Source organism: Bacillus sp. 204(2023) (assembly GCF_037027505.1).
Lineage (GTDB): Bacteria > Bacillota > Bacilli > Bacillales > Bacillaceae > Bacillus > Bacillus subtilis.
Genome location: NZ_JAXCHE010000001.1, coordinates 329,148 through 352,033, shown reverse-complemented (window position 1 = coordinate 352,033; position 22,886 = coordinate 329,148). Strand labels below are relative to the sequence as shown.

Sequence of the window (22,886 nt, the reverse complement as noted above, 5' to 3'; positions counted from 1 at the left end):
CTCATGTGTTTTATCCAGATGTTATTCTTTTTTCCGGACAATTTCTAAATAATTAATATGCCGGCCAACTGTTTTGTGCACTTTAAAAATATACCCATCGGCTTCTATAACGGACCCAACTCCAGCGTCTATTTGTTGAGTCATAAACCAGCCGCCTATTGTATCCACTTCGTCACTTTCTAACGCCGTTCCCAATAAATCATTTACATCTTCAATGAGCACTTTCGAATCTAAGATATAGTGATTATCATTTACTTTTCTAATATTAGGCACTTCATCTTTATCAAATTCATCTCTGATTTCCCCAACAATTTCTTCAAGAATATCTTCAGCAGTGACTAAACCTGAAGTGCCGCCATATTCATCCACAAGAATAGCGATATGTGTTCGCTCTTTTTGCATTTTTACCAATAAATCATGAATTGGAACGGATTCAATAACATGGATAACAGGGTTGATATGATTTTCTAACTTGAAATCCTCTTTTATCTTCTGGTCTGTGTCAATATAAGCTGATAAGAACTCTTTAGCATTGATAAAACCAATGATTGAATCTTTATCTCCATTTAGGACTGGGTACCTTGTATAGCTCTCTGTCTTAATGGCCTTAACAATAGTTTCATAAGAATCCTCACTAGAAATCGCTACGATCTCTCTTCTCGGAATCATAATTTCTTTGGCAATTCTTTCATCAAATTCAAAAATATTATTTACATATTTCAACTCATTTTTATTGATTTCACCGCTCTTATAGCTTTCAGACAGTAAGATGCGCAGTTCTTCTTCAGAATGAGCAAGTTCATGTTCTGATGCAGGTTTCAAACCGAAGAGTCCTACTATAAACCGGGCTGAACCATTTAAAAACCATATAAAAGGGAACAGGATGCGGTAAAACCAAATAATTGGCTTTGCAGTCAAAAGAGTGATGGTTTCCGCTTTTTGGATAGCGAGTGTTTTAGGAGCAAGTTCTCCAACTACAACGTGCAAAAAAGTCGCCATCACAAAAGCAATCACTAAGATCAATACATGTGAGACTGTTTCACTTACATGAAAATGAGCAAATAAGGGGTGCAAAATCACTTCAAAAGTCGATTCTCCAACCCAGCCAATTCCCAACGCTGTAACCGTGATCCCTAATTGACAAGCTGACAAATACTCGTCCAAATGAGTAATGACCTTTTTGGCTGATACGGCACCTTTTTTTTCCTCTAATATGAGTTGGTCAATTTTTGATGACCTGATCTTTACTATCGCAAATTCAGTCGCAACAAAAAATGCTGTTAAGACAATTAAAATAGTAAAGATGATAAGGTTAATGGTTGTCAATGATTTGCCTTACTTAGTAAGGCGTACACCTCCGATATAAATATTTATTTTCTAACCTTTTTTTCTGAATAAACAAAAAACAGTATATATAACATTATAAGTTCAAAAGAACCTAAAATCAACTCTGAATGATGTAAATAATCATCTTTTCCGTATGGAGAGTGGTTCCCATAGTATTCAACTAGCGATTGGTGACGTTTTAAGACTTAAAATAGAAAGCAAAATAAAAACACACCTGAATTTTCTGGTGTGTTTCAATAATACCCAACCGTCTTGATTTATTTAATGTCTTTATTAAGGTTTTCTTTTAAAATTTGAATCAATTCCGCCTGTTGCTTTATATTTTTGCGGCCATTTCTATTAATTGCAGCAAGTTCACAGACAATTCCAGCTGAAATGAAAAACAATAGACCTTCAAACATTTTAAATCCCCCACCGTCTAAGTGATAGTCAAATGTGTTTTTTCTTTTTGCAATACCTGCTTATAATCTTCCTTACGCTGACATATGTTATTTAAAATGAGTCCAATAATGACAAACAGTGTTCCTACTATATCAAAAGCAGTTATGTTATATCCTTTGATCACCATGATTAACAATGTAGTGATGGGGACAAAGTTAATAAATAAAATCCCGTTAATGGATGATAGGATTTTAATGCCATAGTTCCAACTAAGGAGGGCTATGATACCTGGTAAAGTAATCATAAATAAAAAATCATACTTAATTGCTGCAATCACTTTAATACTCGGTACCGACACGTAACCTTGCGCGGTAAGTATAGCTGTCATGATTCCTGTTATAGCTGTGCCGAATAAACATGTCAATGTTGAATAACGAAGTGTGGACCACTCTTGGAATAACTGTCCCCCCATTGTGTAGACAACCCATCCTAAAACACCAATGAATATAAAGAGTAGCGAAAATAGATGATCCCCTAATGAAAAAAAGAAACTTATATTACCTTTGGTTATGACCATCGAAGCCCCCAAAAAGGCAATCAATATACTGACCATTGTGTATTTTTTAGGTTTCACATGTTTATATCCCCATAGAATAACAATTGAAAGCATCGGCATGAGTGCCTCGGCAATGGATGCTGTCATAATTCCAGACTTCCCCATCAACCTTTGACCTAAAAAAATAAGAACATTGTATACAGTAAACGCCATCACCCCAAATAAAATGATCCATTTTGCTTTACCCTCTAAATGAAATGATTTTTTTCCTTCTCTCACCAATAATAAAATCACTAACATAATCGTTACCACACCGTAGCGAATAAATGAAAAATAAAACGGATCAATAAATTCTAATGCATGATCCGCAACTGGAAACATCGCGCCCCAAGACATACTTGCTACTAAACATGTAAGGGCACCAATGAATAATTGACCTTTTTTCATTGAATTCCCCTCCTTTTCTTTAAAATTACAATGAGAATTATAAAAAGAAGTAAGCATCAAGTAAAATGAACAAAAGTGATGAAAAACATCATTGATAATGATACTTTAATGAAGGGGGGATCTTCATGGAACTGCGAGACTTACAAATTTTCAAATGCGTAGCCCACCACAAGAGTATTACCGGTGCTGCAAAAGAGTTAAATTATGTACAATCTAATGTAACTGCGCGGATTAAGCAATTAGAGAATGAGCTCAAAACACCTCTTTTCAATCGCCATAAAAAAGGGGTTTCACTAAGCCCAGAGGGCCGAAAAATGATTGAATACGTTAACAAAATTTTGAAAGATGTTGAAGAACTGGAGCAAGTCTTTCTAGATACTGATATACCGTCTGGAATATTAAAAATCGGTACAGTGGAAACAGTGAGGATACTGCCGACCATCATAGCTTCCTATTATAAAAAGTATCCTAATGTGGATTTATCATTGCAGGCTGGTCTAACAGAGGAACTTATTAAAAAGGTCATGAATCACGAATTAGACGGAGCTTTTATTTCAGGCCCTTTGAAACATTCTATTCTGGAACAGTATGATGTTTATACTGAAAAACTTACTCTTGTAACCAGTAACAAAACGTTTAATATAGAGGATTTTTCAACGACTCCGATTCTTGTTTTTAATCAGGGGTGCGGGTATCGGTCTAGGCTTGAACAATGGCTCAAAGATGAAGGTGTGCTCCCAAACAGAATGATGGAATTTAACATCCTGGAGACAATCTTAAATAGTGTTGCACTTGGACTCGGTATAACAGTGGTACCGGAATCTGCTGTTATGCATCTAGCTGCACAAGGTAAGGTTTATTGTCACCCATTACCTGAGAAAGATAGCTGTATCTCAACAATCTTTATACGCCATAAAGATGCGTACCTGACAAATTCAATGCGCAGCCTCCTTAAGACCATTGTTGAACATAAAAATATGAGTATGTCCTAAAGTGCTTTTTCTATTTCTATGTTCTAACTTCTTAAATAAAAGAGAAGGCGCATCTCCACTTCGCTACCCTTATTCACACAAAAAATAGAGCAGTAAACATGTGAGTTACTGCTCTGCTTCGTTTATCCACCGTTCATTTGTTTTACAATGTATTCAGCATCATTTCCTACGCCTTGAAGCAACGCTGAACCTCGCCTATGCTGCCAAGGCAAACCTATAAAGTACAATCCCTCTACAGGTGAAACACCTCTATGATGTATGATTCGACCTTTTTTATTCAAAACACCTTTTATATTTATCCATTTAAGGGGATTCCTAAAACCAGTAGCCCAAATAATATTGTTTACTTCTAATGTAGATGAATCTTTAAAAATGATTTCATTTTGCTTTGCGGCAATGACTCTTTTTTTTAAGATGATCTCCTTCTGTTTTATTGCATGTTTTAATTCATGCCCAAATATTGGGTCACCTTTCTTTTGAATGAATTTGCCTACTATTGATGTATGACTTGCATGTAAAACTCCTAATTTATCAAACCACCAAAAGATGCTTCTTTTTCCGATCATTAAAGGGAAATACACTAGTTTATTACTACAGGCTAAATATGTAACTCTTTCTTTGGATAATTCAACAGCTATTTGAGCACCACTATTCCCACCACCAACTACTAGTACATTTCCATATGCCAATTGTTTTGAATTCTTATATTGTGATGAGTGTAGTTGATTAATATCATCAGCTAAATCCTTTGATATTGATGGAATATTGGGGGTATGAAAAGGCCCTGTAGCAATGACAAGATTCTTCGTTTGATATTCTTCCCGATTTGTTTTTATTAAGAAATAATTCTTTATTTTTAGGACACTTATTACTTCTGTCCGTAATTGGATTGGAATTTCAAATTTTTTAACATACTTCTTTAGATAAGCAACAATTTCATTTTTTGTAGGAAATCCATGTTTTTCTCCTTCAAGATGCATTCCAGGCAAAGAGCTATACATTCGAGAAGTAAATAAAACTAATGAGTCATACCGATCTTTCCAGCTCTCCCCCACCTCATGACTTTTATCCAAAATGATAAAGTTTTGATCGGACTGCTTAAGATAATATCCTATTGAGATCCCTGCTTGACCAGCCCCGATTACTATAGTGTCGTACACATTATCACCCCGCCAATTTCAAATTGTCAGTAGACAGCATCTGCAAAATGCTAGTTGATCTCCTCACTATAAAGTTAGATAAAAAATTTAATGGTGATGGTGGTCACGCGGCTTCTCTATTTTGGGCTGACAAAGGATCGCATTGTCATGATTATGTGCTTCTGTTTCCATTTGAATGGTTACATGCGTAATGCCTTTATGCTCAAGTTCATGTTCAATTTTGCGTAAAATATTTTCACTTTCTGAAATGGTCAGTTGATCGTCAACAACTGCATGGCAAGAAAGAGCATTCAATCCGCTTGTGATAGACCATATGTGTAAATCATGAATGTTTTGAATTCCCTCTGTCCCTTCAATTGTACGAATGATATCAGAGACATCGATATTTTCTGGAGTTCCTTCCATTAAGATGTGAATGGAATCTTTAGTCACATTGTAACCGCTTCTTAGAACAAGAATAGCCACAATGATACTAGCCAACGGATCTGCCCAGCCCCATCCAAAGAAGATGATAAGTATGGCAGCTAAAATGGCACCTACAGAGCCGAGCATATCGCTTATTACATGTAAATAAGCTCCTCTTATATTCAGATTATTCTTTGTATCTCCGCCACTCATCATAATCCAAGCGACCAATAGATTCACAACTAACCCGATGATACTAATTGTAAGCATGCCGGTTGTTGCTACTTCTGGTGGATTAGAGAAGCGTTCGATTGCTTCATAAATGATATAAAGAGAAATAAGAATTAATGCAGCACCGTTTATCACAGCTGCAAGAACCTCAAATCGTTTATAGCCGAATGTCTTATTGTGATTTGCCTTTTTTTCAGCTAATGTAAAAGCAATCAGGGCAACCATTAATGAAATTGAATCACTCAGCATATGGCCTGCATCAGATAAAAGCGCCAGACTATTTGTTAAAAATCCACCTATAGCTTCTATTATCATATAACCTGTAATCATGATAAAAGAGATCAATAAAACCTTTTTATTTGCTCCTTCATTATGATTGTGACCCATAAAAAACTCCTCCTTAACTAAAGTTTTTGATACATATGTATTTATTATTTCAAATCTGTTATGAAGCATTCTAACATGATGCAGGTAATATTTATATATGATCATGTGTTCATATATAAATATATATGCTCTTTACTGAAATGTCAAAATATTTTTTGTAGAAATCAACAATACCTCCTTAATTATTCTCTTATAAACATAAAAAAGCGGAGCAAACACATGGTTTGCTCCGCTAACCTAGTTTCTCTATCCTTTTCTTCTTCATATCCCTTATAAAAGGTATTGCGGACCCTCGATGATTTTTACCTTCATAAAATACATTATGCTATGTAACAGCTGTTTGTCCAAATGAGATTAAAAACATGCAAGCACTTTGTCCTTCCTGGAGATATGAGTGATATTGCTGCTGTTGATTGATCAACTTGTTTTTGCTCGGAATATACTCAGTATATAGCCGCATATTCCCCCTGCAATAGCTGGAATGAGCCACCCCAGTCCTATGCTATACATAGGAAGAATCTGATTGAAAATGCGATTCACAACTTCAATTTTTATTCCCGCCTCCTTCAAACCGTCAAATAAGCTGATGATGAATGCGAATAATAAACTGCCTTGATACACTTCTGTCTTCCCTTTAAATACAGAATGCAAAAACGTTAAAAATATTAAGGAAATCGCGATAGGATACATCGTCAGTAAGACAGGCATTGACACCTTAATGAGCTGGGTTAATCCTATATTTGCGACAAGCGTACTAAACACTGATAAAACGACAGCAATTTTTTTATAAGAAATGTTCGGAAATAATTCATGAAAAAATGAAGAACACGCTGTGATCAGTCCGACACTTGTCGTCAGACACGCCACTGTAATCATTAAGCCCAATAAGATTGAACCATAAGATCCAAAATAATAGGATGAAACCTTAGCCAAAACCTCTGCTCCATTTTCTAAAATCCCCAGTTCTTCAACGCTGGAAGCCCCCATATAGGAAAGGGCTGTATACATAACTGCTAAGAGTACTGCTGCAATCGCGGCTGCTTTTGCACAAACACCCATCAGCTGTTTTTTGGTAGAAGCTCCTTGTTCTTTCAATGCATTCACGATGATAATTCCAAAAACAAATGCTACAAGGGCATCCAGAGTAAGGTACCCTTCCTGAAATCCTTTAAAAAACGCTTGTGATGTGTACCCTTTTGATGGTGCTTGAATGGTTCCAATTGGGCGAATAAGAGCTACCACTACAAGCAATCCGATAAATGTCAGCTTAATTGGCGTCAAAAATTTTCCAACTATATCAATGATTTTTGAAGGATTAAGTGATAACAAGCATGCCAATGCGAAAAATAATATTGTAAATATGATCAATGAGACAGGGCCTGCATCATTTGATAAAAAAGGTTTTACCCCAATTTCAAACGATACGTTTCCTGATCTCGGGATAGCGAAAAAAGGCCCGATTGCCAAATAGAGAATCGTCGTAAATACAATGCCAAACACCGGGTGAACACGGCTGGCTAACGACTGTAAGTTTTGTTTACCCGAAAAAACAAATGCTGTTATAGCCAGTAATGGCAAACCAACTCCGGTCACTAAGAAACCTGCATTAGCGATCCATACATTTTTTCCAGCCATTTGACCAAGCATAGGTGGAAAAATGAGATTTCCTGCTCCAAAAAACAATGCAAATAGCATTAATCCTATAATGATGATATAGGAAGCAGACACTTTTTTTGACATTATACATCCTCCGATTAAAGTAGACACTTCTTGAATAGCCAGGAAACATTACAGATGCTATTTGCACTGGCACAGTGTTGATTCCAAAATAAGCTTGTGTCAGTTTATATATTTTTATCAAGTTCAATAAAAAGCATGATCATGTTGATAGTTTCCCATATCGGTTAAAAAACCAATTGCATCAAAACCATATAAACAACGGTTCCCCCCGCTATGGAAAGAAGCATATTTTTCTTCCACAAGTGAAGCAGTACAACTGCAGCTGCCCCAACCAATTCAGGAATGCCATGACTTCCAGAAAGCAGACTCACATCTTTTAAACAATAAATGACCAAAAGCCCGATTACCGCTGATGGCAGCACTTTACCAAGATACTGTACATATTTCGGTGTCGGTTTGCCTGAAGGGAAAATCATGAATGGAAGGAACCGTGTCAGCATTGTTCCAAGCACGACCATTGCAATGGTAATCATTTGCTGCATCATAGTCATCGTCATACGGAAACCTCAGCTTTCTCCAATGGTTTTCTCAGAACAGTCAGTACCCCTAAAATGGCGAGCATAGCAGGAATAATAAATTGGTTTCCGCCAAAAAGGATAAGACTGGCTACTGAAAGTCCAAGCCCTGTGAGAGCACTGTAATGCTTTTTCTCTTTCATCCACTGTTCTATGAAGATCACAATAAACAGAGCAGTCATCACAAAATCAAGCCCTTCAGTATTAAACTTCACGTACGACCCAAAAATCCCTCCTATCGCTGCCCCCGCGACCCAATATAAATGATTAAGCAGTGTCACAAAAAACATAAACCAGCCCTTGTCAACATTCGCCGGAACATTAGCGGTATAATTAATAGAAAATGATTCATCGCACATTCCGAAAATCAGATAAAGCTTTTTCTTTCCAGTCCCCCTGTACTTATCCAACATGGAAATTCCATAAAACAAATGCCGGGCATTGACCATTAACGTCAAAAAAAGAGCATTCATAGGGTTGAACACACCAAGTAAAAAATTCGCTGCAACAAACTCCATTGAGCCCGCAAATATCATAAAACTCATGATGATTGGATAGATTGCGCTAAATCCCAAAGAATGCATAAAGATTCCATAAGCTATCCCCAAAAACAAAAACCCCGCAAAAATCGGAATAGTATATGGGAATGCAGAACGAAATGCAGCCCATATTTGACTTCTCTTATTCATATGAGTGTTTATAGCAGGAGAGCTTAAATGTAACGATTCTTTATTTTTATTCAAATCAACAACCTCCTACATTTCATCAATTGGCACACTGACAGTTCTTTTTTCTGTACTCATGACTATGCTTGTGTCAACTCCACTAATAGCAGGGTTCTGCATTAATGAATCAATGATAAAATTCCGATAACTCTCCATGTCCTTCGCCACAATCTTAAGCATATAGTCATGGCTTCCTGTAAGTGTGTAGCATTCTTGAACCTGTGGGAATTTGTTTATATCCTCTAAAAATGAATGAATTGTCTCCCTATTTAAAGGTGATAAGTTGATGAGAGCTAGTGCTGTGACTTCGATTCCAAGTTTTTTCTCATCAACAATAGTCGTAAACTTTTTAATTATACCTGCTTCTACTAGGTTCTTTGTTCTTGCAAGGCAAGCTGATGGTGAAAGCCCAATTTTCTTAGATAAATTTAAATTTGATATTGAAGCATCTTCCTGCAATTCTCTTAAAATGGCCTTATCAGTTTCGTCAAGCATAATACTCATTTCACAACCCCCAATACCCTTAACTGAATTATATTTCATCCAATTTAAATGATAACGAATTTTTATTCGATGATCAAATATTATTTAAATTTAAATCCTTTCAAACGATTATTCACAGAATAAAATTACACTCGCTATTAACTAATAATTAAATTATCTTACATCAGAAAGAAGTCATGGGACTTGTGTGACTTGATACCAACATCATAAGAAACTTATCAGAAGCCAAAAAGTTATTGCGGTCTCACCGAAATTTTAATTTGTGGTGCCCTATTGCCTTTTTCCGCGAACGAAAATTGTTAAAATTCACAAAACAGAAAGTCTACTCTATTATTATTTTAAATTCGTCCTCTAGTTCCTCTTGAGCCTCTTGTAAAACTTCCAATACATCATCAGCGTATGAACCTAAAAATGTATTGCTGAACTCAAAATGTATTAAGACTAAAGTGAGCGGCAAATCCATCCACCCTGTCAGGCAATCCCATAAAGCGTCTAAATTTCTCCCATAGTAGTTTGGGAAGTCTAGTTTATCTTTTAAAACATCATGTAAAACTTCTATATTTTCAAAGTCTTTTCCATCTATTATTATTTTTCTCATTAGAAACTATGCCCTCCATTATTTTATCTTAACAAACGTTTTCTATGTAACAGCTGTTTGTCCAAATGAGGCTGAAAACAAATAAAAAACACCGATAGGGGGAAACTATTGGTGTTTGCAAGACATTTTCATGCCCGGTAGGCATAAATAATGCTAAACTTTGTTTTTGAAAAGCTATCATGTCAAATTTTTATGTTACAGCTTTTACTATCGTTTAATCTAATTTGAGGAGTAAAACGAGATATGTTTGAAAATCACATATCCCCCAAAAAAAATTAAAAACTGAGCGGCAGTTCTTCGAGTGCTCTCATCAGAAAATTCCCTTTCCATTTCATTTGTTCCTTTTCGCCTTTTAACTGTATATTTGGACAGCGGCGTAATAAGGTGGAAATCGCAATCTTTGCTTCTAAGCGGGCTAGCTGTGCACCAAGGCAAAAATGATTGCCATGGCCAAAAGCAATATGGCGGTTGTTCTTTCTTTCAATATCAAATATGTCGGCATTTGGAAATATCTTCTCATCACGGTTTGCTGATGCTAAAGAAATGATGATCACGTCTTTCCGTTTAATCTCCTGCCCATGCAGTATAAACGGTTCAGCCGTCCAGCGAATAGTCGTTAGCTCAACAGGGCTGTGAAACCGCAATGCTTCTTCTATGGCTGAATTCATCAAGTCCGGCTGCTGGCGGAGCTTTTCTAGTTGATCATGGTGACACATCAGAGCATATGTCATATTGGTGATTAAGTTTACGGTTGTTTCATGACCTGCAACGATAAGCAGCATAATCATCGAGTATAATTCTTCTGTACTTAATTGTGTGCCTTCACTTTCCGCTTGAATTAATGCACTGATTAAATCTCCTGCAGGTTCTCTCCTTTTTTTGCGAACTAAGGATTCCAGATATTCAACAAATTCCCCTAACAAATGGTCATTCTCCTGAAGTCTTTCAGGGGCATCTGAAAAATCAATAATTGCTTGCGACCACACTCTGAATTTTTGACGATCTTCCAAGGGAATGCCGAGCATTTCACTTATCACGATAATCGGCAAAGGAAACGCATAATCGTCTACCAGGTTCATGAATTTGTTGGGCTGTACTTTATCCAATAAAGAATCTGCGATATGTTGAATTTTGTCTTCCAACTGCAAAATCATCCGATGCGTAAATGCTTTTTGAACAAGAGTTCGCAAGCGGTTGTGATCAGGGGGATCTGAATTAAGCATATGCTTTGTTAAAGACTCTTCATTCTTCAATAGAGCAGGACGTTTTTCTTTTGCGGTAAATACATTTTCATAGTTTTTCTTTAATTTTTCATTCTTTAATAAATGTATTGCATCATCATATCTCGATATGAGCCAGCCTTTCCCCAGAGCTCCTAAAGATAATGGGTAGAGAGGCTGTGATTTTCGCACTTCTTTATAAAATTCATACGCTTCATCTTTAAATGCTCTCGAAGACAATTGACTTTCCGTCAAGATGGTTACACTCTTTTTTTCTTTTGAAGACATTCATTCGACCTCCATCTTTATGAAAGGTTATGTTAATCTTTAAATATATAATCAGTACGATTTGTAAAATGATCTATTGAAATCAGTATTCATGATAAGGGCCAAAATGCCGCCCCCTCATTTTGAAATAAAAGATATGAGACAGTCATTAATCATTTTGCTGCCTAAACTCTTTCCCTGATAAAATGGCGAAACTCCTAATACTTCTATGCCGGCTCTTATAAGGATTTGTAAGATTTTTCAGCCTCATTAGTCACCGTCAACATGTTCAATACTGAGGATCCCCCATTTTGTTATCCCCCCTGCTGCTATATAATCGATCAAGTTTAATGTCGGGTTTATCACGATGTTTTAATAGAGCAACAACAATTTCACCATTCTGAATGTCAACAAAAAAGAAATGCTTTTTAAAATATGCTCTTGTCAGTACTTTATGCATTTCAAAAATAAATGAATGATCTTTTTTTCTTGTTTTACGAGAAATCCATAAAAGGATATTGATTGAAAGATTCATGGAATAGCTTTGCCACTTTGCTTCATTCGATAAAGAAACATTGATACATCTCCTCTGAGCAAGTAAAGCAGGAAATCGAATTAAAGCGCCCTTCCTTTGGAAAGGCGCCTGCCGTTTTACTGTGCCAAAATGTTTTTCATCAGTGAGTTTTTATAAAATCATTTATTAATTGATCAGTTGTCAATATTGTGGCAAATTCATCATGCAATGTAGCTAGAGATATATTATGAATAGTCGCCGCATCATAATATGTATCATTTTGGTCTCTCATTCCGAAGGCTGCTGTTGCATCTGAAATCAGGTATGTATCAAACCCTAAATTACCACTCATTCTTGTGGTGGTTGATACACAGTGAGGCGTGGTTAAACCAGTTATGACTACAGTTGTTATTTCATTTAATTTTAAGAATTCTTCTAAATTCGTTCCAATAAAGCTGCTATTTACTGTCTTGATTATAATGACTTCTTCATCCATAGGCTTAACTATTTCCTTTATCGCAAACCCTTCATTCTTTGGATGGAATAAAGAATGAGGTTTATCAGAAGTGTGTTGTATGTATATGACTGTCCATCCTTTTTCTCTCCATAATTTTAGTATTTTACTAATGTTTTCTTCCGCCTTTACGTTATTTCGTTCCCCCCATTTTTTATCATCAAAGGCTTTTTGCACATCCACAATGATTAAAGCTTTTTTCTTTTCTTCCACAAGATACCCTCCTACGTAGAATTTCTATTTATTACTACATTCTAAATACAAATTTTACTTTTGTACAATTGTTTAATGATGAATTTCAAATGAGCGCCTTCTTTATTGGATAATGCGTTCTAAACTGCAACTGTGCCCAAGCCGTTAACCTTCAATAATCTAATCTGAGAATCACTGGCTCTACAGAGAATGATAAAAAGCACTCTAATAACGAGTGCCGAAATGAAAAACTATTGATTTAGAAGCCATTTGATACGCTCAGCTGAAAAGATGTAGTGGAGTATTATTAGACATAAAAAGACAATACCAACTGGTTTTAAATGACTAAAATAAAGCGCTGCAACAGCCATTGCAAAGATCAATAATTCAATAACTAACCTTGTTACCCCGTTTACAGCTATTACAGTTTGTCCACTTCGACTAGGATCATTAGGTACTGCAAATACAGACCAGACAATCATAACTGCAATAGGTAAAACCCAAGTTAAAACATATTTAAAATAACCATTAAAGCTTATCCAAGCAAACACCCCTAAGGAGATTAGTGCAGCCATTTCAAGGGTGAATCTTAAAAGTAAATTAGTCTGATTCAGTTTTTCCAACTCCTCTATAAAAAACACCCCCGTAGGAGATGCTCTTTCTCTGCTTTATTTCAGCGTATAAAAACTTTTCTGTTCTTCCTCTTTAGATTCTATTGTAGTTTTCGGCGAGATTACCTCTACTTTTGAAGAGATGATACCGACTGCTGCTGTTACCAATGCTCCGATTAATAGAACGATGATAAGTATAATGAAATATGACAACTTTTCCCCTCCTATCCAGTTAATTATCCAAATAATCAGGAAGTTGTCTACAATTTGCAGAATTTGTCGAACGAAGTAATGAATATACCATAAAAGCTGAATATTGACCTCGCTTATCGCTGGGAGGCTTTACTCATTGTATGAATTACAGTAATAATCTGCCTTCCCTTTTGAGAAGACGTTCCTCTCTTATATCCATTTGTTGCAACTCAGCTAGACTCTTTCTCCTTTTGGCGCAGCTGCTTCTGTTCCAAATTGAGTAACACCTGAATGTTTCATTGGAATTTCTGAACCATAGAGTAGTCTCCGCAATCGATGAACCTCAATAATATGGTTCGCCTAAGTTGTGAATATTATCTACCCAATTAATCTATTCATATATTGAATATCTCTTTATCATTTTTTTCAATCAATTGAAAATTTATGATGAAAATACTTTTTTTTCTTGTTAGTTGAGTTATAATACTTGAGTAACGGATAAAAAGGAGGAAAAATATGAAGAAAGTTTTATTGACAATACTTACTTTCAGTCTACTTATTTCTTTATTTGCTATTGATGGCAGTGAAGTCAAAGCAAAAGAAGTCGAAAGAGCGCATCTCCAAAAATCAGCAATTAATGGTTTAGATAAAATTGTTGATAAAAACGGCAAAAAACTTATAACTGAGGAAGAGTTATTAGAATTATTTAATTCAAGCGATTTTAGTCCAAATTCAACAAACCAAGTAAATTATTTCTATACTAATATTGATAACAAAACAACCATTTTAAAGTTAAATTTAGTAGTACATAACAACAAATTAACTTCAGTATCTTTAACAGATACCGAAGAAAAATCAGCGACAATTACAACAGCAGTTACAAATCAAGAAAAGGCATCGCCACAGTTTCAAATGCTTAGAAAGGTGCCAAAACCTAAACCGAAGCCTAAGCCGAAAAAACCAAAAATCACTAAAGATGTTCCATATAAAAAGAATGGTGGTACAATTAAAAAAGATTTTATAAGTGAACATGCGTATAAAAGACACAAGTATGACGCAAGCCGAAAATCTACAAGTAATAGAACTCAATATGGAAAAGATGTAGATGTCGCTGAACTGAGAAGATTAACAATGACACAGCCCGATCAAGCTTGGTCTTCTCGTGACAAAGGTGGTCCATGGCGGACATTCTATAGAAAGCAATTTAATAAAAATATAAGCACAAAAGACACTTCTACGACTCATCATCGTGTCATTATTAATACAGCAGACAGTAGTAAAAATACACAATTTCCGTTATCCTTTAAGAACTAAAACATTCTTTAGCAGGGAGCTAACCATGATTGAAAAATATACAACTGAAGTTTCTTTAGACTTTTTTAATGGTGACGAGACAGATTTAAAGGATACAATTGAGGAAATTAGACTTTTTGCAAAGACATATGAGAACGATAAAGTAACCGTCCTAAGTGTTACTGAAGACGAATCTTCAAAGGGAAAAAACTATAAGGTCCTTTTACAGCACGAAAGAGATACAGATAATCTAGGACGTAAATATGAATATGATGAAGAAAAACTATTTGGTTTCTTTGAAGATGAAGAATAGTTAACACCCTTAAAACGCATTCAAAAAAACCCCACTTTTAAAAGTGGGGTTTTTAAAGCGAATGTATTCCCTGTCTAGAAAGTTGTTGTGCAGGAGAGAACATATAAGTTTTTAGAAAAATACTTACCCAACTTAGTATCAATGATAGAATTCCCACCAATATGACGTTTTGTGTACGCATTTCTGATATAAATAACCCGCCTATAGCTGAACCAATTGTTGTTCCTACGTTACAGATGATATAAATAAGCCATTTGCGAAACCAGGAGCTTCAGGGGCTGAAGATGCAATCAAATATTAATTAATATTAGCCATTGATAGTACCGTTTCGTATGAAATGACGATGGCATTCTTGTTTGGAATAAAAATTATTAAAATATGTTCTTATCATTGGTAAACGAACAAAAAAAGAAGATGTTTTGAAAAAAGATAGCATCAAAACATCTTTTTACATGTTGTCATAGCGTAACTTTTTTATAACAAGGTTGATTACATTTTCGGGGCTTCCAAACCAAATTTTGCCCATTCTTCTTTTGCTGGACCATAAATACCTGGAACAGTTAAACCTGCTTGTCTCATAAGAACAGTCATTTGTCCTCGATGGTGATTTTGATGTTGAATTAAAAACATCAAAAGTGAACCATTAGGCAATTGTTGTCCGATAAAGTTGATACGTTCTTGAAGTGTATGGTCAGTCCATTGGGTTTTTAATGCCTGTACAAATGCATTACTGGCTTGATGATAGCTGTCAGCTATAAACTGAGCTGAAGTTGGAACAGGATAATCTTCAGCTGGGGCATGGAACGTTAAGTCTGTGTTTGAGGTAATGATGCGAATGGCAGCAACAGTATGCCAAGCAATACGGCCTAGAGTCCAATTTTGTGAAGTTATTTCTTGTTTAAGTGATTCATCAGTCAGACTATTTAATAGTTTCTGTGTAGCATCTGCTTCGAACTCCCAAGATTTCAAAAAATGGTCTAAGGTTTGAAACACAAAAATCCTCCTTTTTATTCTTTTGTTTTTTCAATGTACCTATAGGTTAATTATAATGCCTCGTTTCGTTAAAAAGAACAAAAATTTTGGACAAGAATAATCTATAGTAAAGTACGTAGACATTTCTTAAACGTAACGATTTTCGCATCTTTTTACAAACATCGTGACGACTTGGTCTACATTGTCAGCGAGAATCAAATATCATATGAAGACAATCCTATATTCTTATCACTTTACTGAGCAATAAATACCTTCCGTATACTTAGTGATGCCTTCATCGTAATCAGGATACTTATATGCAAGACTTTCTGATACAGCTTTTGAATACTTTCTAAATAATGCATAGCAAGTAAATAAAGACTTCCACATTTCCTGATACCCATTCACAGAATATGTAGACATGAGTTCCTCCCATTCTTTATTTGAAAGGTACCGTTTCATAAATTTATAGTTCTTCCCCATACTAAATGAATACCCTTTCTGAGATGCGATATGCCAGGCCATCATTCTCAATAAATTAGGACGTACAATTTCATTTAAATGGTCAATGGCAAAAAGGATTTCATTTCTTGCTAGTCCTTTTACTACGTAAGTCGAAACCATCCAGAACTCATTACAGCAATCATCAAATTCCCTTGCAGTCGGCTTTTTCATCCAGTATTGGCGATCATTTGGGGTCACTTTATAGTTGATGAACGAATCCTTATCGAGCAATACCTTAACCAAACCATCGTTATTAGCAAAATAATCTTCTGCTTCACGAATTGGAATAAGGGTTAGATCTAATTTGTTGCCATCCTCAAAAAGAATAATGTATGAAAACCAATTACCTAATTCGGGAGGAAAAAGCTCCATATCTTCTGGTTTTTGCATCATAATGCGCTTCCCAAAGATTTCGAGCCACTGATCATTTTCTTTAAAAGATTCTACATCAGTTACAAAATACGAGATGTCATAATCTTGGAAGTTGTCAGAAGGGATATTTCTGTTTGTACGTGACCCTTCCAAAGTGACCAATCGGATTCTCTCATCGTTCAAAGCAAAGTCCAAGAAAATGTCCATCATTTCCTGCTCACTTCGCATCGCATGTTCCTCCGTTTCAGCCTTAATATCTAACTGTAAAACCGAATATTGATCTGTACGTCTTATAGATTTTTTCATTCTTGAATGTGATGTATTCTTCTAAGCTTTATTTTACATGAAGTTCTCCTATATATCATTCAATATTAAGATGCAAGACATCTCAATATCAGATATCAACTATGAAGGACTACATGAATATTCAGTTTTTTGCAGAGCCGCCATGGGACGACACTATCTTTGACACACTTTAATCCCCCCTGCTTTATCGTCATGTTAACTAGTATGAGAGATTGACAAAAAGAAGGAAAACGATATATTTAAGCGAATACGGGTTTTTGAGTAAATTTTAAAATGACACTTTTTTCAAAAATCATGTCTTAACGGGGGGATTCGGTATGAATGAATTTATGAAAAAGTTTTCCTTAACAAAACCGATTATTCAAGCTCCAATGGCTGGCGGTATTACAAAGCCCCGACTTGCATCTGCAGTTTCGAATCAAGGTGCTCTTGGCAGCTTAGCATCGGGGTATCTTACGCCAGCCTTACTAGAACAACAAATAAAAGAAATGTTTGAGCTGACAGACGCTCCTTTTCAAATTAATGTGTTTGTTCCGCTAGGTCTAGAGATGCCACCAAAAGATCAGATTAAAAAGTGGAAAGAAAACATACCGTTAGCTAATCAAGTAAATCAATTCACATCTGTACAAGAAGAGTGGGATGACTTCTATCAAAAAATTGATCTAATTTTAAAATACAAGGTTAAGGCTTGCTCATTCACTTTTGATCTGCCGCCTGAAGACGCAGTAAAGAAGCTAAAAACCGCTGGATGCTGTTTAATAGGAACCGCTTCAACAGTAGAAGAAGCATTGTTAATGGAAGAACGGGGAATGGATATATTAGTCCTTCAAGGAAGTGAAGCCGGTGGACATCGCGGAGCATTTTTACCTTCCAAAGGTGAATCTGCCGTAGGTTTAATGGCTCTGATTCCACAAGCAGCAGATGCACTGAGCGTACCTGTCATAGCTGCTGGGGGAATGATAGACCACAGAGGAGTAAAAGCAGCTTTAACCCTTGGAGCCCAAGGCGTTCAAATCGGTTCTGCCTTTTTAATTTGTCACGAGAGTAACGCACATCCAGTACATAAACAGAAAATACTAGAGGCAAACGAAGCAGATACAAAGCTTACAACATTATTTTCAGGTAAAGAGGCCAGAGGAATCGTAAATAAATGGATGGAAGAAAAAGAACAGTTTGAGACACAAACCCTTCCGTACCCTTATCAAAATACACTAACGAAGGCAATGAGACAGAAGGCTTCACTTCAAAATAACCATGATCAGATGTCTTTATGGGCAGGTCAAGGGATACGGTCATTGACTGAGGAAATATCGGTTAAGCAGCTTTTAAATCAGCTTTGCCAAGAGGATATAAAAATATAGGCGCACCTCATTGATAGAGCAAAAAGCAAACTTCGACAGGCAGTTTGCTTTTTTTTTAGTAATTTCATCCCCTGACTCTGGAAATCTCAATACTCCTACATTTTCAAAGCTAATTGATTCGGGTTATCAATCATCCCATTGATTTGGTATGATCTTGATGAATTCACCACAATACATCACCAACATTTCGATCTTATCTCCTCTTCTCATGTTTTGCTACCTATTCGAAAAATCGGTAACTCCCATATTACATTCGAATAGTAAAATGGTTCTTTTTCGTTTGATTCAGATGATATAAAGTCATATGATAAAAAAAGAATGAGACAGAAAGCGTGAGAAGTTATGAAGATAGGATTTTTTGATTCTGGAATTGGTGGCATGACTGTATTGTATGAGTCCATAAAAGTTCTTCCTTATGAAGATTACATTTTTTATGCAGATACGTTAAACGTTCCATACGGTGAAAAATCAAAGGGTAAAGTTGAAGAATATATTTTCAATGCAGCTGAATTTCTGGCCAGTCAAAATATCAAAGCTCTTGTTATTGCGTGTAATACAGCTACTAGCATTGCGATAGAGGATCTTCGGAGAAACTTCGACTTTCCGATAATCGGAATCGAACCCGCTGTAAAGCCTGCTATAAATAAATGTACAGAGGAAAGAAAAAGAGTTCTGGTAGTTGCTACTAATTTGACGCTTAAAGAAGAGAAATTTCATAATCTAGTTAAAGAAATTGATCACCATGACCTTGTTGATTGCTTAGCTCTTCCAGGACTAGTTGAATTTGCTGAGAACTTTGATTTTAGTGAAGACAAAATCATTAAATATCTAAAGAACGAACTATCTTCTTTTGATTTGAAACAATACGGAACGATTGTGTTAGGATGTACTCATTTTCCGTTTTTCGAAAACAGTTTTGAAAAACTGTTTGGGATAAAAGTTGATATTATTTCAGGCAGTGTCGGTACTGCAAAACAGTTGAAAAAAGTTCTTGCAGATCGTAATCAGCTTGGTAAAGGATCGGGCTCAATCACCTTTTTCGATTCTGGCCATAAAATTGTGGACCAAGAAATCATATCAAAGTACAAAAAATTGTTTGAAATATTAGATCAAACTCAAAGGAGTCATGTTGGACATTGAATGTAAATGAAAAAGACAGTCTCCTGAAGGGAAACATGAACTAAGAAGCGGGCTTAAAAAGCCCATTTCTTTTCTAACAAACAATTGAGTTATGCACACATATCTGATTACAGTGTTTTCCCTCTTTCCCCCTCTTATTCTCCCCCATCTCTATAGCTTTTCTATTTCAATAAAGCACAAGTATCGATTGAAAAGTTATCGTAACATGTACACTTCACGGGACATTTTTCGAGATTGCGAATCGACCGTTTGCCAGATACACAAAGTCATAATGTGTAAATTCTGTGTCTATTAGCATGTTCATTATGGAATTATTTTCATAATGTTTTATAATACAAGATGATAGCGTTTTCTAATTATAATGATAGGGGGAAATAATGATGATGAAAAAAGGACTGCTTGCGGGTGCGCTTACGGCAACTGTGCTTTTTGGCACATGTGCAGTAGATGTGCCGGGTATTATTAGTCCAAAAACCGCAGAAGCTGCATCACAGCTAACTGATGGAATCGGCGGAAGGGCTTACTTGAACAGCACTGGTGCAATTTTTGTTACAAAAATCCAGCTTCCTAGCTCCATTCAGGTTTCAAATGGGACAGCCTATATCTACTCTGGCTTTAGCGGAGGCACAGAATCCGATATCGGGTTTCAGTACAGTGATAAATATAATGTATGGAAACCATATATGAAAGTTGGTTCAAAAGGGCAGGATCAGGTTCAGTACCTCGAAGGAGGAAGCCAATTCACGAATACGAAAGGCTTCCGTCCCGGCAGCACCGTACAACTTACCATCTACAAAAACCTTAACGGCAATACCCGCGCTACATACTGGGGCACGAACAATGCGGGATACAACGGCCGTCTCATTTCAGAAATCAGCAAAACAAATGTCGGCTCCATCTCCAAATGGAAAGCGCTCGCTACAGTTGCTACAACAGGGTCACGCCAATCTATCAAATCAAACTTTTCAACATCTTTTACAAACATCACCATCGACAATAAAGCAATAACACCTGTAATTGATACACAAGACTTCGCTAAAATAACAGTCTCAGGAAACAGTGTCAGTTTATCCGTTGTGAAAAATTAAAACATGTTAAACATACAATGCGTTAGGCTATTGAGAAGCTCTCGATAGTCTTAAAGGGGGGCATAACATGCCCCTTTTTTCATTTCAATTTAACTTTCAGTTAGCTTCGGTACATGCCGTCTATCCCCGTCTTTTATCTGGGTGAAGTAAGGAGCAGCTCTCCCCTTCTGAACCTGTTCCATTTGCTCAACGCAAAAGGTGTGCATCACTGTCTTAAAAATGTTAAAACAAATGGCAGATGGTGCACTTTATTTTTAGATGAGGCATGCTTACGCTCGATATGCAAGTCAAATGATTAAGGGTCTGCAAGAGAGAGAAGTTTTGGGTGTAATTCCATAAAAGAGGGATGTCTTCATATAGCTCGATTGCATCAGGAAGATTAGCCAGCGATTGGCCGAGAACAACACATCACTTTGAAACGGATTCATTCCAAAATGATAAGTATGATCCCATAACTAATATAGATCAGTTAGCAGTCCAGCCTTAGGCTAAAAAATATTTTTACATCAATTAAACTAGTATCACTATCGAATAAGCTCGATCTGCATATCATGTACTATCCTCTTTTAAGGAAGGTGATGTTATGAGGTCATTTCCATTAATTGTAGTTCTATTCATCCTATTAATCATCGTTGGGACATCTTTCTTTGGTGGCTATTAAGAACACACCTTACCTCATATCCATCAGACGCCATAAGAAATCTTTATGGCGTCTGTTTTTATTAGATTTAAACAAAACCATTAAAGTGGGGCCATGCAAACACACCTATGGAGATTACTGCCACGACTTGTGAGGGAAATGTTCTTCTCTTTATGGACTATTGTCGATCAAAAGAGAAAGTTGAAATACCTTTTTATGGTGAGATGAATCATATAAAAGACCGCAAAGCTTTCTTGAAGAAGCTTTGCGGTCTTTGGGTCTCTTTTTTGCTTTGTATAAGCCTATAGATTTCAAGCGGAATCTACTGCCATACATCCAATGATTTTATTTTGAAATAGGTTTCTTCTACTCTTCATGTGGGATGAACTCAAGGTATGCACGTCACAATAATGTGGCGGATCCTGAATGGTCTCAATCAGTTTTTTACCCATTCTATCAATTCTCCACAGAAAAAAATGGCTATGGCAGAACAACTTTCATAGAGTAATCATCATTTAATGAGCCATCATCTCATGGGCAATATCGTGTCCATCCATTTTTGACGGGTAGTAGGTAGGCCAGTTTTTGACTTCATCAAGTAAAGCTTCACGGTCGTCCCCCCAATAGAGATGGTAATGACTAGCTTTAGTCGGGTAAATACTATGATCACTAAACTGAATATACTGAGGCAGCCCTTCTGCTTTTTTAGCTAGTTTGAATATGTATCTTACCCCTCTATTGCCCGCATCATAGGTTAGAATTTCGTATCCGTCATACGTATACTTACCAGAATATTCTTTTCCATTTTTGAAGAACGTTACAGTATCTTTCTGGATGACAATACGGTCAACATCTGTTTGATAGCCTTTTTTATAATACTCTTTATATTCTTCAGCTGTCTTGCCGCCTTCGTATTCTGATTTATATGAAAACACTTCGTCAAGAGTACCATCTTGCAGGTATGGATATACAGATTGCCAATCTCCTTCCCAATCAGAAAGTAAGCGATCCTTTACTTGGCTGTTTTTAAAATAGCCTTCATATATTTTTTCTGTTTCTTCATCATGCGCATGACTATGATCGTGAGAATGTTCGTGTGTATGACTGTCAGATGTTTGCTCTTGCGTTTTGGAAGAGTCTTCTTCAACTGCTGAGGATGATGTTGTTTGATTAGACTCACCTGCAGAAGAACCGGAAGTCTGACATCCTGCCAAAACTAGTAATGAACCAATCGTTAATATGCCTAGCCGCTTTGAAAATAAAATGTTCATTCCAACACTCCTTTTTTATTAAATCGAAAACATTACGATTTATATTATACATGCATCTCTTGCAAACATCAAAGGGAAAATGCTTTTCATGCGGATGGCCTATTTTAAAGGAATAACTGACTATGTTC

Annotated in this window: 24 protein-coding genes and 2 pseudogenes; 7 read left to right on the top strand and 19 right to left on the bottom strand. The window is 36.2% G+C overall.

Going from position 1 to position 22,886, the window contains the following annotated elements; all coding sequences use genetic code 11:
• Positions 1 to 21: 21 nt before the first annotated feature.
• The 3 genes from WA279_RS01810 to WA279_RS01800 form a co-directional block, all read right to left on the bottom strand.
• On the bottom strand, positions 22 to 1,326 hold the full coding sequence (locus tag WA279_RS01810; RefSeq protein ID WP_336154058.1) for a hemolysin family protein: 1,305 nt from the start codon (positions 1,324 to 1,326) through the stop codon (positions 22 to 24).
• A 278-nt stretch (positions 1,327 to 1,604) separates the two neighbouring features.
• Positions 1,605 to 1,748, bottom strand: a complete 144-nt coding sequence (locus tag WA279_RS01805; protein WP_014477437.1) for a YrzO family protein — start codon at positions 1,746 to 1,748, stop codon at positions 1,605 to 1,607.
• A gap of 17 nt (positions 1,749 to 1,765) precedes the next feature.
• The gene (locus WA279_RS01800; protein ID WP_336154056.1) at positions 1,766 to 2,731 is read right to left on the bottom strand and encodes a DMT family transporter; all 966 of its coding nucleotides are present in this window, start codon (positions 2,729 to 2,731) and stop codon (positions 1,766 to 1,768) included.
• 125 nt (positions 2,732 to 2,856) lie between these two features.
• Between WA279_RS01800 and czcR the strand changes: the two genes are divergently transcribed.
• Positions 2,857 to 3,723, top strand: coding sequence for a LysR family transcriptional regulator CzcR (czcR, locus tag WA279_RS01795; protein ID WP_015384170.1), 867 nt, complete (start codon positions 2,857 to 2,859; stop codon positions 3,721 to 3,723).
• Between the two features lie 122 nt (positions 3,724 to 3,845).
• Here czcR and WA279_RS01790 read toward each other — a convergent pair whose 3' ends face one another.
• From WA279_RS01790 to WA279_RS01740, 11 genes are all read right to left on the bottom strand, one after another.
• A complete protein-coding gene (locus tag WA279_RS01790) occupies positions 3,846 to 4,883 on the bottom strand; it encodes a flavin-containing monooxygenase (protein ID WP_336154054.1) in 1,038 nt (345 codons plus the stop codon).
• Positions 4,884 to 4,970: 87 nt separating this feature from the next.
• On the bottom strand, positions 4,971 to 5,906 hold the full coding sequence (czcD, locus tag WA279_RS01785) for a CDF family zinc transporter CzcD (protein WP_336154053.1): 936 nt from the start codon (positions 5,904 to 5,906) through the stop codon (positions 4,971 to 4,973).
• 417 nt (positions 5,907 to 6,323) lie between these two features.
• Positions 6,324 to 7,646, bottom strand: a complete 1,323-nt coding sequence (gene brnQ, locus WA279_RS01780; protein ID WP_336154052.1) for a branched-chain amino acid transport system II carrier protein — start codon at positions 7,644 to 7,646, stop codon at positions 6,324 to 6,326.
• A 164-nt stretch (positions 7,647 to 7,810) separates the two neighbouring features.
• Positions 7,811 to 8,143, bottom strand: a complete 333-nt coding sequence (azlD, locus tag WA279_RS01775; protein WP_336154050.1) for a branched-chain amino acid transporter AzlD — start codon at positions 8,141 to 8,143, stop codon at positions 7,811 to 7,813.
• Positions 8,140 to 8,904, bottom strand: a complete 765-nt coding sequence (gene azlC, locus WA279_RS01770) for an azaleucine resistance protein AzlC (RefSeq protein WP_336154049.1) — start codon at positions 8,902 to 8,904, stop codon at positions 8,140 to 8,142. The genes azlD and azlC overlap by 4 nt, the downstream gene beginning before the upstream one ends.
• A 12-nt stretch (positions 8,905 to 8,916) precedes the next feature.
• Entirely contained in the window at positions 8,917 to 9,390 is a 474-nt protein-coding gene (gene azlB / locus WA279_RS01765) for an azlBCD operon transcriptional regulator AzlB (RefSeq protein ID WP_021480168.1), read from the bottom strand.
• A 322-nt stretch (positions 9,391 to 9,712) separates the two neighbouring features.
• The gene (locus WA279_RS01760; protein ID WP_336154048.1) at positions 9,713 to 9,988 is read right to left on the bottom strand and encodes a barstar family protein; all 276 of its coding nucleotides are present in this window, start codon (positions 9,986 to 9,988) and stop codon (positions 9,713 to 9,715) included.
• A 275-nt stretch (positions 9,989 to 10,263) separates the two neighbouring features.
• Positions 10,264 to 11,496 carry a cytochrome P450 family protein gene (locus WA279_RS01755; protein ID WP_336154046.1) on the bottom strand — a complete coding sequence of 411 codons (1,233 nt, stop codon included), beginning with the start codon at positions 11,494 to 11,496 and terminating at the stop codon, positions 10,264 to 10,266.
• 653 nt (positions 11,497 to 12,149) lie between these two features.
• A complete protein-coding gene (locus WA279_RS01750) occupies positions 12,150 to 12,716 on the bottom strand; it encodes a cysteine hydrolase family protein (RefSeq protein ID WP_327829555.1) in 567 nt (188 codons plus the stop codon).
• 230 nt (positions 12,717 to 12,946) lie between these two features.
• Complete coding sequence (locus WA279_RS01745; protein ID WP_110109640.1) at positions 12,947 to 13,318, bottom strand: DUF2568 domain-containing protein; 372 nt, start codon at positions 13,316 to 13,318, stop codon at positions 12,947 to 12,949.
• A 45-nt stretch (positions 13,319 to 13,363) separates the two neighbouring features.
• Positions 13,364 to 13,519: a hypothetical protein gene (locus tag WA279_RS01740; protein ID WP_014477443.1), complete on the bottom strand. Its 156-nt coding sequence runs from the start codon at positions 13,517 to 13,519 to the stop codon at positions 13,364 to 13,366.
• Between the two features lie 495 nt (positions 13,520 to 14,014).
• Between WA279_RS01740 and WA279_RS01730 the strand changes: the two genes are divergently transcribed.
• Both WA279_RS01730 and WA279_RS01725 read left to right on the top strand, forming a co-directional pair.
• Entirely contained in the window at positions 14,015 to 14,812 is a 798-nt protein-coding gene (locus WA279_RS01730; RefSeq protein WP_251187876.1) for a Hook-associated protein 2, read from the top strand.
• A gap of 25 nt (positions 14,813 to 14,837) precedes the next feature.
• Positions 14,838 to 15,104: a hypothetical protein gene (locus tag WA279_RS01725; RefSeq protein WP_251187875.1), complete on the top strand. Its 267-nt coding sequence runs from the start codon at positions 14,838 to 14,840 to the stop codon at positions 15,102 to 15,104.
• 52 nt (positions 15,105 to 15,156) lie between these two features.
• Here the strand turns inward: WA279_RS01725 and WA279_RS01720 are convergent.
• From WA279_RS01720 to aadK, 3 genes and pseudogenes are all read right to left on the bottom strand, one after another.
• A pseudogene (locus WA279_RS01720) lies at positions 15,157 to 15,401 on the bottom strand (MFS transporter); the annotation flags it as partial.
• A 192-nt stretch (positions 15,402 to 15,593) separates the two neighbouring features.
• Positions 15,594 to 16,097 carry a DinB family protein gene (locus WA279_RS01715; protein WP_015251612.1) on the bottom strand — a complete coding sequence of 168 codons (504 nt, stop codon included), beginning with the start codon at positions 16,095 to 16,097 and terminating at the stop codon, positions 15,594 to 15,596.
• 228 nt (positions 16,098 to 16,325) lie between these two features.
• Positions 16,326 to 17,180 carry an aminoglycoside 6-adenylyltransferase AadK gene (gene aadK / locus WA279_RS01710; protein ID WP_336154040.1) on the bottom strand — a complete coding sequence of 285 codons (855 nt, stop codon included), beginning with the start codon at positions 17,178 to 17,180 and terminating at the stop codon, positions 16,326 to 16,328.
• A 395-nt stretch (positions 17,181 to 17,575) separates the two neighbouring features.
• Here aadK and WA279_RS01705 point away from each other — a divergent pair, with 395 nt between their 5' ends.
• The 4 genes from WA279_RS01705 (at position 17,576) to WA279_RS01690 (ending at position 21,508) form a co-directional block, all read left to right on the top strand.
• On the top strand, positions 17,576 to 18,619 hold the full coding sequence (locus WA279_RS01705) for a nitronate monooxygenase (protein WP_336154038.1): 1,044 nt from the start codon (positions 17,576 to 17,578) through the stop codon (positions 18,617 to 18,619).
• 342 nt (positions 18,620 to 18,961) lie between these two features.
• Positions 18,962 to 19,759: a glutamate racemase gene (murI, locus tag WA279_RS01700; RefSeq protein WP_336154035.1), complete on the top strand. Its 798-nt coding sequence runs from the start codon at positions 18,962 to 18,964 to the stop codon at positions 19,757 to 19,759.
• Between the two features lie 380 nt (positions 19,760 to 20,139).
• A complete protein-coding gene (locus WA279_RS01695) occupies positions 20,140 to 20,847 on the top strand; it encodes a YrpD family protein (RefSeq protein WP_251187981.1) in 708 nt (235 codons plus the stop codon).
• A 583-nt stretch (positions 20,848 to 21,430) separates the two neighbouring features.
• Positions 21,431 to 21,508: a YjcZ family sporulation protein gene (locus WA279_RS01690; protein WP_072175780.1), complete on the top strand. Its 78-nt coding sequence runs from the start codon at positions 21,431 to 21,433 to the stop codon at positions 21,506 to 21,508.
• A 301-nt stretch (positions 21,509 to 21,809) separates the two neighbouring features.
• On the opposite strand, the pseudogene WA279_RS01685 reads toward WA279_RS01690, so the two are convergent.
• Positions 21,810 to 21,939: pseudogene (locus WA279_RS01685) on the bottom strand (hypothetical protein).
• 63 nt (positions 21,940 to 22,002) lie between these two features.
• Positions 22,003 to 22,758: a metal-binding protein ZinT gene (locus WA279_RS01680; RefSeq protein WP_015384187.1), complete on the bottom strand. Its 756-nt coding sequence runs from the start codon at positions 22,756 to 22,758 to the stop codon at positions 22,003 to 22,005.
• Positions 22,759 to 22,886 lie beyond the last annotated feature (128 nt).